General features: G+C 69.1%; 16 protein-coding genes. 6 read left to right on the top strand and 10 right to left on the bottom strand.

Going from position 1 to position 17,331, the window contains the following annotated elements; all coding sequences use genetic code 11:
• Positions 1-160: 160 nt before the first annotated feature.
• Positions 161-745 (top strand): alpha-ketoglutarate-dependent dioxygenase AlkB family protein, encoded by a 585-nt coding sequence (locus M3M27_RS03960; RefSeq protein WP_434027230.1) that lies wholly within the window; start codon positions 161-163, stop codon positions 743-745.
• Between the two features lie 155 nt (positions 746-900).
• Here the strand turns inward: M3M27_RS03960 and M3M27_RS03965 are convergent, their stop codons facing one another.
• From M3M27_RS03965 to M3M27_RS03980, 4 genes are all read right to left on the bottom strand, one after another.
• A complete protein-coding gene (locus M3M27_RS03965; protein WP_434027951.1) occupies positions 901-1,539 on the bottom strand; it encodes an ABC-type transport auxiliary lipoprotein family protein in 639 nt (212 codons plus the stop codon).
• A gap of 5 nt (positions 1,540-1,544) precedes the next feature.
• On the bottom strand, positions 1,545-2,471 hold the full coding sequence (locus M3M27_RS03970) for an MlaD family protein (protein WP_140726964.1): 927 nt from the start codon (positions 2,469-2,471) through the stop codon (positions 1,545-1,547).
• 2 nt (positions 2,472-2,473) lie between these two features.
• Complete coding sequence (locus M3M27_RS03975) at positions 2,474-3,298, bottom strand: ABC transporter ATP-binding protein (RefSeq protein WP_140726962.1); 825 nt, start codon at positions 3,296-3,298, stop codon at positions 2,474-2,476.
• Positions 3,299-3,385: 87 nt separating this feature from the next.
• Positions 3,386-4,498, bottom strand: a complete 1,113-nt coding sequence (locus M3M27_RS03980) for an MlaE family ABC transporter permease (protein WP_140726960.1) — start codon at positions 4,496-4,498, stop codon at positions 3,386-3,388.
• A 180-nt stretch (positions 4,499-4,678) separates the two neighbouring features.
• Between M3M27_RS03980 and M3M27_RS03985 the strand changes: the two genes are divergently transcribed.
• Positions 4,679-5,938: a threonine/serine ThrE exporter family protein gene (locus M3M27_RS03985; RefSeq protein ID WP_140726958.1), complete on the top strand. Its 1,260-nt coding sequence runs from the start codon at positions 4,679-4,681 to the stop codon at positions 5,936-5,938.
• 299 nt (positions 5,939-6,237) lie between these two features.
• On the opposite strand, the gene M3M27_RS03990 is transcribed toward M3M27_RS03985, so the two are convergent.
• The 3 genes from M3M27_RS03990 to M3M27_RS04000 all read right to left on the bottom strand — a co-directional run bounded on the left by M3M27_RS03990 (position 6,238) and on the right by M3M27_RS04000 (position 8,976).
• On the bottom strand, positions 6,238-6,648 hold the full coding sequence (locus tag M3M27_RS03990) for an H-NS family nucleoid-associated regulatory protein (protein ID WP_434027231.1): 411 nt from the start codon (positions 6,646-6,648) through the stop codon (positions 6,238-6,240).
• A gap of 142 nt (positions 6,649-6,790) precedes the next feature.
• Positions 6,791-8,485 (bottom strand): proline--tRNA ligase, encoded by a 1,695-nt coding sequence (locus tag M3M27_RS03995; protein WP_434027232.1) that lies wholly within the window; start codon positions 8,483-8,485, stop codon positions 6,791-6,793.
• Positions 8,486-8,595: 110 nt separating this feature from the next.
• Complete coding sequence (locus M3M27_RS04000; protein WP_434027233.1) at positions 8,596-8,976, bottom strand: DUF4124 domain-containing protein; 381 nt, start codon at positions 8,974-8,976, stop codon at positions 8,596-8,598.
• A 76-nt stretch (positions 8,977-9,052) separates the two neighbouring features.
• Between M3M27_RS04000 and pssA the strand changes: the two genes are divergently transcribed.
• From pssA to M3M27_RS04020, 4 genes are all read left to right on the top strand, one after another.
• Positions 9,053-9,826, top strand: coding sequence for a CDP-diacylglycerol--serine O-phosphatidyltransferase (gene pssA / locus M3M27_RS04005; RefSeq protein WP_434027234.1), 774 nt, complete (start codon positions 9,053-9,055; stop codon positions 9,824-9,826).
• The gene (locus tag M3M27_RS04010) at positions 9,823-10,278 is read left to right on the top strand and encodes an alanine acetyltransferase (RefSeq protein ID WP_434027235.1); all 456 of its coding nucleotides are present in this window, start codon (positions 9,823-9,825) and stop codon (positions 10,276-10,278) included. The genes pssA and M3M27_RS04010 overlap by 4 nt, the downstream gene beginning before the upstream one ends.
• Positions 10,275-10,757 carry a ribosomal protein S18-alanine N-acetyltransferase gene (gene rimI, locus M3M27_RS04015; protein WP_140719865.1) on the top strand — a complete coding sequence of 161 codons (483 nt, stop codon included), beginning with the start codon at positions 10,275-10,277 and terminating at the stop codon, positions 10,755-10,757. The genes M3M27_RS04010 and rimI overlap by 4 nt, the downstream gene beginning before the upstream one ends.
• Positions 10,758-10,982: 225 nt before the next feature.
• On the top strand, positions 10,983-12,113 hold the full coding sequence (locus M3M27_RS04020) for a pectate lyase family protein (protein WP_434027236.1): 1,131 nt from the start codon (positions 10,983-10,985) through the stop codon (positions 12,111-12,113).
• A gap of 173 nt (positions 12,114-12,286) precedes the next feature.
• Here the strand turns inward: M3M27_RS04020 and M3M27_RS04025 are convergent, their stop codons facing one another.
• From M3M27_RS04025 to M3M27_RS04035, 3 genes are all read right to left on the bottom strand, one after another.
• On the bottom strand, positions 12,287-15,148 hold the full coding sequence (locus M3M27_RS04025) for a valine--tRNA ligase (protein ID WP_434027237.1): 2,862 nt from the start codon (positions 15,146-15,148) through the stop codon (positions 12,287-12,289).
• Between the two features lie 108 nt (positions 15,149-15,256).
• A complete protein-coding gene (locus M3M27_RS04030; protein ID WP_140719858.1) occupies positions 15,257-15,682 on the bottom strand; it encodes a DNA polymerase III subunit chi in 426 nt (141 codons plus the stop codon).
• Between the two features lie 120 nt (positions 15,683-15,802).
• Entirely contained in the window at positions 15,803-17,287 is a 1,485-nt protein-coding gene (locus tag M3M27_RS04035) for a leucyl aminopeptidase (RefSeq protein ID WP_434027238.1), read from the bottom strand.
• Positions 17,288-17,331 lie beyond the last annotated feature (44 nt).

Raw genomic sequence — 17,331 nt, forward strand, 5'->3', positions numbered from 1 at the left:
CCCGTTGGCTCGTGGCTGGGGACATTTTCGGGGTTTGCGCCGGGGCGGGCAAATTCCGGACGCTGGCGTATGGCGACGGGCCCGCGGTGCGGGCCGCAGGCGCCGCTCGCGGAGTAGGCGCCGTATGGATATCCGTCCGAAGAATGTTTAGCGTGGGCGGATGCGGATCGACCTGCCCGGCGCGGACGTCACCTTGCTGCCCGGCTGGTTGCCGCGCGCGCAGGCCGACGCCCTGCTGGCGGAACTGCTGGCCGGAATCGACTGGGAAGTGCACCGCATCCGGCTGTTCGGCCGCGAGGTCGACTCGCCGCGGCTGAGCAGCTGGATCGGCGACCCGGAGGCGAGCTATCGCTATTCCGGCACCCGTTTCGAGCCACGCCCATGGCGGCCCTCATTGCTCGCCTTGCGCGATCGCCTGGCCGAGGAGACCGGGGTGGCGTTCAACAGCGTGCTGGCCAACCGCTATCGCGACGGGCGCGATGCCATGGGGGGGCACAGCGACGACGAACCCGAGCTCGGTCCTGCGCCGCTAATCGCGTCGCTGAGCCTGGGGGCGACGCGGCGTTTTGGCCTGCGGCATCGCCGCGATCGGGCGGCCCGGCAGGTGCTGGAACTCGCCCACGGCGATCTGCTGCTGATGGCGGGACGGACCCAGGCGCTGTATCAGCACGCGCTTCCACGCACGGCGAAGGCAGTGGGAGAGCGGGTGAATCTGACGTTCAGGCGCATCGAGCCGGTTTTGTAGGACCGGCCTTTGCGGGAGCGGCTTCGGCCGCGATGGGGCTTTCATGCAGATCCCTCTGCAAAAGCCTGCACATCCATGTGCAGGGATTCAAAGAGGCAGGCCCCATCGCGGCCGAAGCCGCTCCTACAAAAACCGATCCTGCGCGGGTACGAGGCCTACTGCCTGGCCGGATGCGCCTGCGCATCCCGTTGCCCGGCGTCCAGCGTCCAGCCGACCAGGTCATGCGTGGCTTTCCGCAGAGCCGCTTCGAAGGCCATGGCGACCGCCGCGGTATCCGTCGAGGCCGCCGGTTCGGCCACCAGGAAGGTGCGCGAGGCGGCGATCCGCTGGTCCACGGTGTGCAGCAGCTTGGCGTTGAACTCGATCGTCGCCGAGGGAATGGCCTGGCCGGCGTAGTCGGACTCGAAGCGGCGCAGGTCGATGGCCAGCTTGTAGTCCGAGCGGATGCCGGTGCCCAGCCGCGCCACGCCGGCGATCCTGCCGGAGTCCTCGAAGGCGCGCAGCAGCGTGTCCTCGAACATGTCGGTGGACGGCTGCGCCCAGCTCACGCCGCGATAGACCTCCAGCTCGCCGGGCGTCGGCCGCACGTTGATGCGCGGGCTGTCGACCAGCCGCGCGGCGCTGGGCTTGGCGATCGCCAGCTGCCAGCCCACCTGCGGCCAGGCGGGGTCGGCCGGCACGCGCACGTTGGGCGCATAGATCGTCACCGGATCCTTGCTGCCGCTGGCCAGGACCGAGCAACCGGCCAGCGCGCACAGCGACAGGCCCAGCAACCAGGGGCGGAACGGAGTCATCGGGCTCATTTCGGTTCGAACTCCTTGGGGGCGTCGCGGCCGAGCAGGTAGCGCGCGGGGTTGTTCTCGAGGCGGTCGCTGACCCGGCGCAGGTCGCGGACCAGGCCGCGCAGCTCGGTCAGGGTCGGCCCGAGCTGGGCCAGGCCGTCGTTGGCGAAGCTGTTGATCGCGGCGCGGTTCTCGCCAAGGATGCTGTTGGCGTTGCCGGCGGCGGAATCCAGCTGGGCGAGGGTGGCGTCGAGCTTGTCGAGGATCGGCGGCAGCTGCTGCACCAGGTTCTGGTCCAGGCGCTTGATCGTGCCGTTGGTGGTGTCGAGCGTGGCATCGAGCTTGCGCGCGGCGTCGCGCGCGCTGACCAGCAGCGCCTGCATGCCCTGGTCGCGGTCGGCGACCGAGCCGCTCAACGCCTCCAGGTTCCGCAGCGTGGCCGAGATCGCCGCGACGTTGCGGTCGCTGAGCACCTGGTCGAGCCGTTCGACGATGCGGTTGGCGGTGTCGGTGATGTTCTGCAGCGCCGAGGGCGTGGTGAGGATGATCGGCGCATCGCTCTTGTCGACCGCGGTCAGGGGCGGCGCTTCCGGCGTGCCGCCGCTGAGCTGGATGATCGACGGCCCGGTGATGCTGGTGATCGCGAGCTTGGCGCGGGTGTCGGTCTTGATCGGCGTGGTGGAGTTGATCCGCAGCCGCGCGACCACCTGGCGCGGGTCGTTCGGCGCCAGCGTCAGCTCGGTGATCGAGCCGACCGCGATGCCGTTGTACTGCACCGGGCTGCCCACCGACAGGCCGGTCACCGCCTCGCGGAACACCACCCGGTAGTTCTGCCAGGTGCGGTCGGAGGAGTACTTGGCCGCCCACAGGCCGAACACCAGCAGGGCCAGGCCTGCCAGGATGGTGAAGGCGCCGATCAGGACGTAGTTGGCTTTGGTTTCCATGCTCAGGCGGTCTCGGTGGAGGCGGCCCGCGCATCGCGTGCGGCGCGCGCGCGCGGGCCGTGGAAGTATTCCTGGATCCAGGGATGGTCGATCTTCTCGATCTCCGCGAGCGGTGCGGTGGCGACGACCTTGCGGTCGGCCAGCACCGCGACGCGGTCGCAGATCGTGTACAGCGTGTCCAGGTCGTGGGTGATCAGGAACACGGTCAGGCCCAGGGCCTGCTGCAACGTCAGGATCAACTGGTCGAAGGCGGCCGCGCCGATCGGGTCCAGGCCGGCGGTGGGTTCGTCGAGGAACAGCAGCGGCGGGTCCAGCGCCAGGGCTCGGGCCAGGCCGGCGCGCTTGCGCATGCCGCCCGACAACTGCGAGGGCAGCTTGTTGAGGGCATCGGCCGGCAGCCCGGCCAGCTTCACCTTCAACAGCGCGAGCTCGTAATACCAGCGCTCGGGGAACTCGCGGTGGTGCTCCTTCAGCGGTACCTGCACGTTCTCGCCGACGGTCAGCGAGGAAAACAGCGCGCCGTCCTGGAACAGCACGCCGGTGTTGCGGGTGATGTGGCGGCGATCCTCCGGTGCATCCGAGCGCGCATCGACGCCGAGCACCTCGATGCGCCCGGCATCGGGCGTGCGCAGGCCCAGGATCGAGCGCATCAGCACCGACTTGCCGGTGCCCGATCCGCCGACCACGCCCAGGATCTCGCCGCGGCGCACATCCAGGTCCAGCCCGTCGTGCACGGTCTGGGCGCCGAAACGGTTGACCAGGCCGTGGACGCGGATGGCGGTTTCGCCGCCATCGGGATTCGCGATTCGCGATTCGCGATCCGTCACGGCGAAAGCCCCCCTGAAGCCGGGGCAGTGCCCGCGCTTTCGCTTCTGGCGGATATCGAATCACGAATCACGGATCATGGCTCCTCTTCACCACCCCATCTTCATGAACCACAGCGCGGCCAGCGCATCGATGATGATCACCAGCGAAATGGTCTGCACCACGCTGGACGTGGTGCGCTCGCCCACCGACTGGGCGGTGCCGGCGACCTTGAGGCCTTCCAGGCAGCCGATCAGGCCGATCACGATGGCGAACACCGGCGCCTTGGACATGCCGACCAGGAAGTGCCGGACCTGCATGGTCTCGTGCATGCGCGCCAGGTACATCTGCGGCGGGATGCCGAGGTCGAACGCGCCGACGGTCACGCCGCCGGCGAGCCCCGCCAGCATCGCGATGAAGGTCAGCAGGGGCAGCATCACCAGCAGGGCCACGACGCGGGGCAGCACCAGCAGGTCCACCGGGTCCAGGCCCAGGGTCTGGATCGCATCGATCTCCTCGCGGGCCTTCATCGCGCCGATCTGCGCGGTGAAGGCGCTGGCGGTGCGGCCGGCGACCACGATCGCGGTCATCAGCACCGCCAGTTCGCGCAGCGTGGCGATGGAGACCAGTTCCACCACGTAGATCTCCGCGCCGAAGTCGCGCAGGATCGTCGAGCCGAGGAAGGCGATCACCGCGCCGACCAGGTAGGACAGCAGTACCACCAGTGGCACCGCGTCCAGGCCGACGTGCTCCATGTGGCTGACGGTCGAGGTGAGCCGGAACCGGCGCGGCTGGCGCAGCAGGCGGGCCAGCTTGACCAGGTTCTCCCCGAGGAAGCTGGCCAGCGTGACGATGTCCCGGCCGGTGGTGCTGACCGCGACGCCGAGGCGCTCCAGCGCGGCGGCGAAGCCGTAGTCGCGCTTGGGCTTGGGCCGGTCGTCGGCCAGGTCCTCGATGGTGCAGACGAGCGCGCGGTGCTCCTCGCGGAAATCGATCGCCTCGTCGTTCAGGCCGCGATGGGCGGCAAACCGCAGCAACTGCAGCACGCCGGCCGAGTCGAGCTGCGCGATCCCGCGCGCGTCGATCCGGCTGACGCCCTGGGGCACGGCGTTGAGCAGTTCCGCCGCGGGCAGGGCCTGCGCGAGCACCCAGCTCCCTGCCAGCCGTATCCGTGCCGGGTCCTGTTCGTCCGTATCGATGTGGGGAGGCTGGGATGTCGTCATGGGCATTTCCGTGGGCGCGAGCATACCCTGCACGGCGTCAGGGCATGTCATCCACCTGCCGGAACGGGCGGTAGGCCGGGGCGGACCGGGCCGGCACGCTGCCCGGGACGGAACGGCCGGCATACACTTGCATGGCCGCCGGCGGTGTCCGCGCGGCTTTCCTTCACGACCGGCTTGCGCATGTCCGACGCTTTCCCCGTCAGTCCGTCCACCAGCGCGACCTACGCGCAGCGCGTGGCCTTCGTGACCGAGATCGCCGGGCGCCTGCACTCCTACGGCACCACCGCCCAGCGCCTGGAGGCGGCGGTGATCGCCTTGTCCCAGCAGCTCGGGCTGGATTGCGAGCCCTGGTCGAACCCGACCGGCATCATCCTCAGTTTCAGCGACCCGACCAAGGCGATCGGCTCTTCGGACATCACCCGCGTGGTGCGGCTGGCCCCCGGCGTGAACGACCTGCACAAGCTGAGCGTGGCCGACTATATCGCCGAGAGCGTCGCCAACGGGCGCATGAGCATCGCCCAGGGCCATACCGCGCTGCGCCGGCTCGACCGCGAGATGAGCCGGCGCGGCAAGGCATTGCAGATCGTCGCCTACGGCCTGGCCGCGGCCGGGGTGGCGGGGCTGTGGAAGCTGCCGTGGCTGGACATCGCCACGGCCTCGGCGATCGGGCTGCTGATCGGCCTGCTCACCCAGTACGCCGATCGCCGGCCGGCCACCAGGGAGGCCAGCGAGGCGCTGGCGGCGCTGCTGGCGGGCTTCGTGGCCACGCTGGTGGCCTCGGTCGCCGGCTCGCTCAACCTCAATACGGTGATCATCGCCTCGCTGGTGGTGCTGCTGCCCGGCATGTCGCTGACCAACGCGGTCAACGAACTGGCCAGCCAGCACTGGGTGTCCGGTACCGCGCGGTTGGCGGGTGCGGTCACTACCGTGCTCAAGTTGACGGTGGGCGCGGTGATCGCGGTGACGCTGGCGCAATGGCTCGGACTGGAGCCTCGGATACGCGCCTCGCGGCCGCAGGCGCACTGGATGGAATGGGCCTCGCTGTTGGTGGCGGCCTATGCATTCGCGGTGCTGTTCAAGCCGCATCGCCGCGACTATCCCTGGGTGATGGCGGCGGCGATCGCCAGCTATGCGATCGCGCGCTTCGCCGGGCAGGCCTGGGGCAGCCCGGCCGGGGTATTCCTGTCGGCGATGACGCTGACGGCCGCCGGCAACCTGTTCGGCCGGATCGTCCAGAAGCCGGGCGCGCTGATCCGCCTGCCCGGCATCATCATGCTGGTGCCCGGCAGCACCAGCCTGCGCGGGTTCCTCAATCTCGTCCAGCAACAGGACGTGGACGTGGGCCAGGCGGCCTTGCTCGCGGTCACCAATATCGTGATGGCGCTGGTCGCCGGGCTGCTGTTCGGCAATCTCCTGGTGCCCGCCCGCAAGAATCTCTGATGCCCAAGCGCGGCCGGCCACGATGTCGAAAGCAGGGGATTCCGCGCCGGCATGCAATGCTTTTCAGTGCCGCCACCCCGGCATTATCCGGCCGGATCCCCGCAGGCGAATACGCCGGGAGAATCGCCCTGCCGGGCGATGCTTATCGCCGATAAAGACGATCATGTCCCGTCGATCAGCGGGGGCCATCCGGTCTTTTCGAATCGCATGACCCGCCGATGGCGCCATGCGAAGGAAATGGATACGGATTAAACAAGGACGCCGGCATCGCGGCCGGCGTCCTCGAATATGGGGCGGGATTACTGCTTGGCCTTCTTGGCCGCGGCCTTCTTCGCGGTCTTCTTGGCGGGTGCCGCCTTGGCGATCAGGAAATCCTCGACCTTCTTGCCCTTGGCGGTCTGTTCGGCGAGCCAGCGCGGCTGCTTGCCACGGCCGGTCCAGGTTTCCTTGGGGTTGGCCGGATTGCGGTACTTGGGCGGGACCTTGCCGAGTTTGCGGCCCGGCTTGGGCCCCGGCTTTCCGGCCTTGCGGCCCGGTGCGGCCCCGAACAGCTCTTCGATGGAATAACCCTGGGATTTGGCCAGCTTGGCCAATTGCGCGCGGACCTTGGTGATCGAGGGACGCTTGGTGACGATCGCCTGCTGCTTTCTGGCGTTCTTGATGAGGGCACCCAACTGCTTGGCCGACAGGCCGCTGAGATCGATGGACATCGCTACTCCGAATTGAATGGGAAGAAATGCCGTCCCATGGCAGTGGTGCCCATCATAATAACGGAATATCGGGGTTACAAATCCACCGTATATTTCCGGTGGATTCGATTCGTTAATATCGGGGGCGGAAAGCCGCCCCGGATCAGCCGGATATACGGGCGAGCAGGGCCGCCTTGTCCAGATTCTCCGATTCGCTGGCGCGGCGCGCGCGATATTCGTAGGTACCGGCGGCCAGGCCGCGTTCGGATACCACGATGCGGTGCGGGATGCCGATCAACTCGATATCCGAGAACATCGCGCCCGGGCGCAGGCCGCGGTCGTCCAGCACCGCCTCGATGCCGGCCGCGGCCAGTTCGGCCAGCAGCGATTGCGCGGCCCCGGCGACGCCGGCGTCGTTCTTCGGGTTGATCACGCACACCGCCACGCGCCACGGCGCCATCGGCTCGGGCCAGACGATGCCGGCCTCGTCGTGGTTCTGTTCGATCGCCGCGGCGACGATGCGCGAGATGCCGATGCCGTAGCAACCCATCGTCATCACCTGCGCCTTGCCGTTCTCGTCGAGCACGGTGGCCTGCAGCGCCTCGGCGTACTTGCGGCCGAGCTGGAACACGTGGCCGACCTCGATGCCGCGCGCGATGCGCAGTTCGCCGCCGTCCACCGCGCGGTCGCCCTCGCGCACGTTGCGGATGTCGGCCACCTCCGGCTCTGGCAGGTCGCGGCCCCAGTTCACGCCCGCCAGGTGGTAACCCGGCTCGTTGGCGCCGACGACGAAGTCGGCCAGCGCGGCGACCTCGCGGTCGGCGACCACGCGGATCGGCTTGCGCGCGTTGACCGGGCCGAGGAAGCCCGGCTCGCTGCCCAGGTACTCGGCGATCTCGGCCTCGCTGGCGAAGCGATGGCCGGCCAACCCGGCGACCTTGGCCAGCTTGATCTCGTTGACCTCGTGGTCGCCGCGCACCAGCGCCAGCACGAACGTGCCGTCGGCGGCCATCAGGGCGATCGACTTGGCGGTGCGCTCCAGCGCGATGCCGAGCAGCGCGGCGACCGCCTCGCAGGTCTTCTGCGCAGGGGTGTCGACCTTGCGCAGCGCCTCGGCGGGGGCCGGGCGGGGCGCGGGATCGGCCGCGACCGCCGCTTCCATGTTGGCCGCGTAGTCCGAGCCGGTCGAGAACACCAAGGCGTCCTCGCCGGAATCGGCGATCACGTGGAATTCCTGCGAAGCGTCGCCGCCGATCGCGCCGGAATCGGCCTGCACCATGCGGAAGTCCAGGCCCAGCCGGGTGAAGATGCGGGTGTAGGCCGCCTTCATGTTCTCGTACTCGCGCACCAGGTCGGCGTCGGCGAGATGGAAGGAGTAGGCGTCCTTCATCAGGAACTCGCGCGCGCGCATCACGCCGAAGCGGGGGCGGATCTCGTCGCGGAACTTGGTCTGGATCTGGTAGAAGTTGACCGGCAGTTGCTTGTAGCTGCTCAGTTCCTGCCTGGCGAACTCGGTGACCGCCTCCTCGGCGGTGGGGCTGTAGCAGAAGCCCTGGTCCTTGCGGTCCTTGATCTTCAGCAACTGGTCGCCGAACTTCTCCCAGCGGCCGCTGGCCTCCCACAGCTCCTGCGGCTGGATCGTCGGGATCTGCAGTTCCAGCGCGCCGGCGCGGTCCATCTCCTCGCGCACGATCGCTTCCACCTTGCGCAACACGCGCAGCCCCAGCGGCGACCAGGTGTACAGGCCCGAGGCGAGCTTGCGGATCATGCCCGCGCGCAGCATCAACCGGTGGCTGACCAGTTCGGCATCGGCCGGGGTTTCCTTGGTGGTATGCAGGTGGAACTGGGAAAGGCGCATCGGGAAGCTTCGCAGGAGGCGGAAGCGGCTATTTTGCCAGTCCATGCGCGCCGGGGGTATGCGCGCCGGCGGCGCGCGGCCCGGGACGCCGCCCGGAGAACGGCAGGGCGCTACTTGCCGGGGGCGCAATACGCCTTCACGGCGGCGTCGGCCAGGTTCTTCTGGGCGGCGCGCTGGTTCTCGTCCAGGGTGGCGTCGGGCTTGCCGTCGCCGTCGGTGTCCTGCATCACCGGGGCGCTGCCGCCCAGCAGTTCCAGGTTCCGCCGGGCGGTGCTGCATTCGCTGGATTCGGGCCTGGCCGGCCCGGCTTCGGCCGCCGGGGCCACCCCGGCGCGGCTGTCGATCCGGCGGGTGTCGTACTTGCGGTCCTCCGGCGGCCTTTCCGAGTAGTGGGTCGTGCCGTTGGCGTCCTTCCACTTGTACAGGTTGGCGGCGCCGGCTGCAGTGCTGGCCGCCAGCAGCGCGAGGCCGAGCGCGCAGGACAGTTTCATCGCGGTTTTCCCCGGGTCGTTCCCGGGGGATTCCAGCACCCCCCGGCAGGGCTGGCAAGTCGATTAAACTGCGCCGATGGAAGAAATGAGACCCGCTCCGCGTTCGCGCACGATCTACCTGCTGCCGAACCTGTTCACCACCGCCGGCCTGTTCTCGGGCTTCTACGCGATCATCTCGGCGGCCAACGGCGACTTCGTGCAGGCCAGCATCGCCGTGTTCGTGGCGGCGGTGATGGACGGCCTGGACGGGCGCGTGGCGCGTCTGACCGGCACCAGCAGCGAGTTCGGCGTGCAGTACGACTCGCTGGCCGACCTGGTCAGCTTCGGCATGGCGCCGGCGCTGGTGATGTACCACTGGTCGCTGTCGGCGCTGAAGTTCGACGGCAGCGTGATGGGCCGGGTCGGGTGGGCCGCGGCGTTCCTGTACGCGGCCTGCGCGGCGCTGCGCCTGGCGCGTTTCAACACCCAGGTCGGCGTGGTCGACAAGCGTTGGTTCGTCGGCCTGGCCAGCCCGGCCGCGGCGGGGCTGATGATGTCGTTCGTCTGGGCCTTCGCCGACGGCAGCCTGGGCTGGAGCGGCGAGGAACTGCGCTACGTGGCGCTGGGGGTGACGATCGTGGCCGCGCTGCTGATGGTCAGCCGGATCCGCTTCTGGAGCTTCAAGGGCGGCGCGAAGGAGCCGCGCGGCGACCGCATCCCGTTCCTGGCGCTGGCGTTCGTGCCGATCGTGCTGGCGGTCCTGGTGATCGACCTGCCGCGCACGCTGTTCGCGATCGGCATCCTCTACGCGCTGTCCGGGCCGTCGCTGTGGCTGTGGCGGCGCGCGCGCAAGGTGCCGGAAAGCGCATGAGCGGGACCGCGGCCGAGCCGTTGTGGTCCGACCTGCAGCTGTCGTGGCTGCAGGCGATGGGCCATACCGTGTACCTCGACCGGGCCACGGCCGCCGCCGCTCCCGGACCGGCCGCCGAGGTCGCGCCGGTGCGCGAGGCCGGGCCGCCGCGCGCGCAGCGGCCGGAGGCCCGGGTGCCGCCCCAGGCACCGGTCCGGCGCAGCGCACCGGCGGCGCCGCCTGAAGCCATGCCCGCGTCCCGCGCCGCGGCACCGGCAGTGCGCCGCGCCCGCGTCGGCCTGCCCGACCGGTTGCAGATCGCGCTGCTGCGCGCTTCCGGTTGCAATCCGAACGATCCGGAGACGCAGCGATTGATGGCGACCTGGCCGCTGGACGCCTTGCGCGCCGACCCGGCCGCCAAGCGCGCGCTGTGGCCGCAGTTGCGCGCGTTGCGCAGGCGGTCCTCGCCATGAGCGCGGTCGGCGCGCCGGCGCCGTTGTCGTTCCGCGCGATGCGCGAGATCGATCTCGACGAGGTGATGGAGATCGAGCGCCGCGCCTATCCGTTCCCGTGGACGCGCGGCATCTTCCGCGACTGCCTGCAGGCCGGCTATCCGGGCCTGGTGGTGGAGGAAGGCTGGGACATGATCGGCTACGGCATGGTCAGCATCGCCGCGGACGAAGCCCACGTGCTCAACGTCTGCATCGATCCGGCGCGACAGTCGCGCGGCCATGGCCGCCAGTTGCTGCGCGCGTTGGTCAAGCTGGTCCGCGATCGCGGCGCCCACCGGATATTCCTGGAAGTGCGTCCTTCCAATACGCGCGCGGTGGCGCTCTACCAGTCCGAAGGCTTCAACGAGATCGGGCGCCGCCCGCGCTACTACCCGGCCCACAACGGGCGCGAGGATGCGCTGGTGATGGCGATGGAGCTGCATTTCGAAGGCTTTTCCTGACGTCGCGGGTCTTCCCGGTGCTGTCCTGCGATGGCGCGGGACATCGTTGCTGTCCTGTTTCCCTGTCCTCGAGACCGTCCGCGTGACGTTCTCTGCAATCCTGATTGCCTGCGCTTTTCCCGCCGCGGCATATCGCCAATAGTGCGCACGCCGAAAACATGCAGAGCGGCCGGGACGCCGCAGTGGCGGCGTCTCGCAACGTCAATCCTCGAGGAGGGATTCCCGATGAGACCGAAATACGCAATCGCGGCAACTCCGTTCGTGCTGTGCACGCTGCTCGCCACCGCGCAGCCGGCGTGGGCGGACGCTTCGCTCGATATCGCCACCACCGGGTGGGCGACGCAGAACGGCGGCACCCGCGGCGGATCGCGCGCGGCCGCGGCCGACATCTACACCGTGCGCAACGCCGCGGAGCTGAAGAACGCGCTGAAGGCGAGCGCGGGCAGCAACGGCCGCATCATCAAGGTAAGCGGCGTCATCGACGTCAGCGAGGGCAGGCCGTACACCACCACCGCCGACATGAAGGCGCGCGCGCGCCTGGACATCCCCGCCAAGACCACGCTCATCGGCATCACCTCCAATGCGGAGATCCGCGAAGGCTACATGTACGTCAAGGCCAACGACGTCATCATCCGCAACCTGACCATCGAGAACCCGTGGGATCCGGAGCCGGTCTGGGACCCGGACGACGGCAGCGCCGGCAACTGGAATTCGGAGTACGACGGGCTGACGATCGAAGGCGCCAGCAACGTGTGGGTGGACCACGTCACCTTCACCGACGGGCGCCGCACCGACGACCAGAACGGCACCGCCAACGGCCGTCCCAAGCAGCACCACGACGGCGCCCTGGACGTGAAGAACGGCGCGAACTACGTGACCATCTCCTACACGGTGTTCAAGCTGCACGAGAAGAACAACCTGATCGGCTCCAGCGACAGCCGCACCACCGACGACGGCAAGCTCAAGGTCACCATCCACAACTCGCTGTTCGAGAACATCTCCTCGCGCGCGCCGCGGGTGCGGTTCGGACAGGTGCACCTGTACAACAACTACCATGTCGGCAGCACGAGCCACGCGGTCTATCCGTTCTCGTACGCGCACGGCGTCGGCAAGAGCTCGAAGATCTTCTCGGAGAACAACGTGTTCGATATCTCCGGCGTCAGCAGCTGCGACAAGATCGCCGCCAACTACGGCGGCAGCGTGTACCGCGACTTCGGCTCGCTGCTCAACGGCAAGGCCTTGACCTGCAGCTGGAACAACAGCATCGGCTGGACGCCGCCGTACACCTACAACCTGTTGCCGGCCAGCCAGGTGGCGGCGGACGTCCGCGCCAAGGCGGGCGCGGGCAAGCTGTAAGGAGGCGGGCCGTCCGGAAGCGAAAGGCCACCGGAATGCATCCGGTGGCCTTTCGTGCTTCGCGCATCCATACATGCATGGGAGCGACGCTGGGTGGCCTGGGGCCATCGCTCGCGACGAGGTTTTACCGGCACCCCCGCCGCGACCGGGGACCCTTCCCGCATGGAGCCGGCTCAGAGCTTGGCGCGCTGTTCGCGCAATCCCTCGAGCTGGGCGCTCCAGTCGGCCAGGCGCTGGCGTTCCTGCTCGACCACCGCCGCCGGCACCTTCTCGGTGAACTTCGCCAGCTTGGCCTCGCTCTTGTCCTTCTCGGCGGCCACGCGCGCGATCTCCTTGTCCAGGCGCGCGCGCTCGGCATCGAGGTCGACCAGGCCTTCCAGCGGCACCAGCAGCTTCAGCTCGCCGACGATCGCCGCGGCCGCCGGCGGCGTGGCGGCATCGGCCGCCAGCCAGTCGATGCGCTCGAGCCTGAGCAGGAACCTGAGCTGGGCGGCGAAGCGCTCGACGCGGCCGCGGTCGGCCGGCTGGCCGGCCTGCAACAGCAACGCGACCTGCTTGGACGGCGCCACGTTGAGCTCGCTGCGCACGCGGCGCAATGCGGTGACCATGGCCTTGAGCCACTCCACGTCGGCCTCGGCGCCGGCGAAGTCCTGGCCGGCCGCTCCCGGCACCCCGCCTTCGGCGGCGCTCGTGCGCCCGTGCACGGCGAAATCGGCCGGCTGCGGATACGCCTGCAGGGAGATGGTGGTCGCGTCGATGCCCAGGCGCGGGGCGACCTGGCGCCACAGTTCCTCGGTCACGAACGGGATCAGCGGGTGCAGCAGGCGCAGCAGCGATTCGAGCACGTACAGCAGGGTGTGGCGGGTGCTGTCGGCCGCGGCGGCATCGTCGCCGTTGAGCGCGGGCTTGGCCAGCTCGACGAACCAGTCGCAGAACTCGTTCCAGGCGAATTCGTACAGCGCCTGCGCGAGCAGGTCGAAGCGATAGGCGGCGAACTGCGCCTCGGCCTCGGCCACGGTCTTGGCAAGCCGCGAGAGGATCCACTTCTCGGCATCGGTTTTCGGAGAAAGCGCGGCTTCGCCCTTGCCCTCACCCCCGGTCCCTCTCCCGGTGGCAGAGGGGAGCGAGAAGCCTTCCGTGTTCATCAGCACGAAACGGCTGGCGTTCCACAGCTTGTTGCAGAAGTTCTTGTAGCCCTCGGCGCGGCCGAGGTCGAACTTGATGTCGCGGCCGTGGCCGGCCAACGCGGCGATGGTGAAGCGCAGCGCGTCGGCGCCATGCGCGGCGATGCCGTCCGGGAACTCCTTGCGCGTGGCCTTGGCGATCTTCTCGGCGAGCTTGGGCTGCATCAGCCCGCGCGTGCGCTTGTCCAGCAGGTCGTCCAGCGTGATGCCGTCGATGATGTCGAGCGGATCGAGCACGTTGCCCTTGGACTTGGACATCTTCTGGCCCTGCGCGTCGCGGATCAGGCCGGTGATGTAGACGTCGCGGAACGGTACCTTGCCGGTGAAGCCGTCGGTGGCCATGATCATGCGCGCCACCCAGAAGAAGATGATGTCGAAACCGGTGACCAGCACCGACGACGGCAGGTAGCGCTCGAAGCCGCGCTCGGCCATCGCTTGCGCGTCCGGCCAGCCCAACGTGGAGAACGGCCACAGTTGCGAGGAGAACCAGGTTTCCAGCACGTCGCTGTCCTGGGTGAGGACGACGTCGGCGCCCAGGCCGTGCTTCTGCCGCACCTCGGCCTCGCTGCGCCCGACGTAGCACGCGCCCTGCGCGTCGAACCACGCCGGGATGCGATGGCCCCACCACAGCTGGCGGCTGATGCACCAGTCCTGGATGTTCTCCATCCAGTGCCGGTAGGTGTTGATCCAGTTCGGCGGCACGAACTTCACCTGGCCCGACTCGACCAGTTCCAGGCCGCGTTTGGCCAGGCCGTCCATCTTCACGAACCACTGGTCGGTGAGGTACGGCTCGATCACCTGGCCGGTGCGGTCGCCGCGCGGCACCTGCAGCTTGTGCGGCTTGGCCTCGACCAGCAGGCCCTGTTCCTCGAGTTCGGCCAGCACCAGCTTGCGCGCCTCGTAGCGGTCCAGGCCGCGGAAGCGCTCGGGCGCGTTCTCGTTCATCGCCGCGGTGGGCGTGAACAGGTTGATCATCGGCAGCGAATGGCGCACGCCGACCTGGTAGTCGTTGAAGTCGTGCGCCGGGGTGACCTTGACCACGCCGGTGCCGAACTCGCGGTCCACGTAGTCGTCGGCGATCACCGGGATCTCGCGCCCGGTCAGCGGCAGCGTCACGGTCTTGCCGATCAGGTGGGCATAGCGCTCGTCGTCCGGATGCACCATCACCGCGGTGTCGCCGAGCATGGTTTCCGGGCGCGTGGTGGCCACGACCAGCTCGCCGCCGCCGTCGGACAACGGATAGCGGATCGACCACAGGAAGCCGTCTTCCTCGACGTTCTCCACCTCCAGGTCCGAGATCGCGGTCTGCAGCACCGGATCCCAGTTGACCAGGCGCTGGCCGCGGTAGATCAGTCCCTGCTCGTGCCAGCGCACGAACGCCTCGGTCACCGCCGCCGACGGCTGGGGATCCATCGTGAAGGTGCTGCGCGACCAGTCGGCCGACGTGCCCAGGCGCCGCATCTGCCGCTCGATGGTGTCGCCGGAATGCTGCTTCCATTCCCACACCTTGGCGATGAAGCCCTCGCGGCCCAGCGAATCGCGGGTCTCGCCCTTGCCCTCGGCGGCGAGATTGCGGCTGACCACCATCTCGGTGGCGATGCCGGCATGGTCGGTGCCGACCTGCCACAGCGTGTCGTAGCCGCGCATGCGGTGGTAGCGCACCAGCGCGTCCATCAGGGTCTGCTGGAAGGCATGGCCCATGTGCAGCGTGCCGGTCACGTTCGGCGGCGGCAGCAGGATCGTGTACGGCTCGCCCTTGCCGGACGGCTTGAAGCGGCCGGCGGCCTCCCACTCTGCGTACAGGCGCGATTCGAAGGACTTGGGTTCGTAGCTGGGGGCTAGGGAAGTCATTGGGGCGGGATCGGGATTCGGGATTGGGGATTCGCAGGAGCGGGATGTCGGGACGAGGGGACGCTTCTGCGAATCCCGAATCTCCAATCCCGAATCCCCGCTTCTCGGCTACATGTCGTACTTGTTCACGTCGAGGCCGCGCGCCTTGTACTGCTTCCAGCGCTCGCGCAGCGGTTCGCGCGCGGCCGGGTCGGCGGGCACCACTTCCAGCACGCGCTCGCAGGCGCCTTCCCAGGCGGCGTCGCGCAGGTTGATCACCAGCGGGCGCGAGGGCGTGTCGCTGTCGGGCGTGGCGATCAGCACTGGGGTGATGTCGTCGTCCTCGTCGCTGCCGGCGATCTGGTGCGGGATGTAGGCATCGTCGTCGAACGCCCACAGCAGGTCGTCCAGTTCCTCGGCCTGGGCCTGGTCGCGGGCCAGGACCAGGGTCGGTTGGCCGCTGTCGTAGGCCTTGCGCGCCAGCTCGCAGACCAGCCGCAGCGGTTCGGCGAGGAAGCGCGGCTTGGCGATCAGGTAGAAGTCGGCGCGGGGCATGGGAGAAGCCGTGATTCGTGATTGGGGATTCGTGATTCGCAAAAGCGGTTCACGGCCAGCAGCGAGTGACAGGGGCGATGGGCATGGTGCTTTTACGAATCACCCATCACGAATCACCCATCACGCCGCGCCGCCCGCGGCGCGGTCCAGCAGCCACTGCGTCAGCAGGCCCACCGGCCGGCCGGTGGCCATGCCGCGCTTGCCCTCGTCGCTGGCGCTGCCGGCGATGTCCAGGTGCGCCCAGCGCTGGCCTTCGGTGAAGCGCGACAGGAAGCAGCCGGCGGTGATCGCGCCGCCCCAGCGGCCGCCGATGTTGTAGACGTCGGCGAAGGTCGAGTCCAGCAGGCCCTGGTACTCGTCCCACAGCGGCAGGCGCCAGGCGCGGTCGAACACGTGCTCGCCGGCGGCCAGCAGTTCCTCGGCCAGGTCGTCGTGCTTGCTCATCAGGCCGGTGGCCTGGTGGCCGAGCGCGACCATGCAGGCGCCGGTCAGCGTCGCCACGTCGACCAGCGCGGCCGGCTCGAAGCGTTCGGCGTAGGTCAGCGCGTCGCACAGGATCAGGCGGCCCTCGGCGTCGGTGTTGCCGACCTCGATGGTCTTGCCCGACATGCTGGTGATCACGTCGGACGGACGGTAGGCATTGCCGTCGATCGCGTTCTCCACCGCCGGCACCACCACCACCAGGTTGAGCGGCAGGCGCGCCTTGACCGCGGCGACGAAGGTGCCGATCACGGTGGCGCCGCCGCACATGTCGTACTTCATCTCCTCGATGCCGCCCTGCGTCTTGAGGTTGACGCCGCCGGTGTCGAAGGTGATGCCCTTGCCGACCAGCACGTAGGGCTTGGCGTCGCCGCCGCCGTTCCACTTCAGCACCACCAGGCGCGGGCGGTTGGCCGAGCCGCGCGCGACGGAGAGCAGCGAGCCCATGCCGAGCGCCTCCATCTGCTGCTCGTCGAGGATCTCCGACTCGGCGCCCTCGTGCGCGGCCGCGAAGGCCTGCGCCTGCGTGGCCAAGTAGGCCGGGGTGCAGATGTTCGGCGGCAGGTTGCCCAGCTCGCGGGCGAACTCCACGCCCTCGGCGATCGCGATGCCCTGCGCCAGCGCCGTGGCATCGTCGCCGGCGAGCGCGAATTCGGCCAGTGCGCGCTCCTCCGGCTTGCGCTTGCCGAGCGTGGCGGTGTAGCGGTAGGCCGCGTGGTCGGCGGCGGCGACGGCCTGGCGGACGTTCCAGGCGGCATCGCGGCCCTTGACGGCCAGCTCGGTCAAGGTCAGCAGCGCCTTGGCGACCGGTGCGCCCTTGAGCGCGCGCACCGCGTCGCCGACCGCCTTCAGGTATTGCGGCACGCCGAACTTGGCGGCGTCGCCCAGCCCGATCACCAGCACGCGCGGGGCGCCGACGTTCGGCAGGTCGTGCAGCAGGGTGCTGGCGCCGGTCTTGCAGGCGAGATCGCCGCGCGCGGACAGCGCCTTGATGCGGCCCCCGCTGGCGGCATCGAGCGCCTGTCCCGCCGGCGACAACGTGCCGTCGGCGAACGCGCCGACCACGACGCAGTCGAATTCCGCGCTGGCGGGGGCGGCTTGGTTCAGGGTGAATTGCAGGGCCATTGATCAGATTCCGTCGGCAAGTACGTACAATCGCGGACCGTCTA

The organism is Xanthomonas boreopolis, from assembly GCF_046529185.1.
GTDB classification, from domain to species: Bacteria; Pseudomonadota; Gammaproteobacteria; order Xanthomonadales; family Xanthomonadaceae; genus Pseudomonas_S; species Pseudomonas_S boreopolis.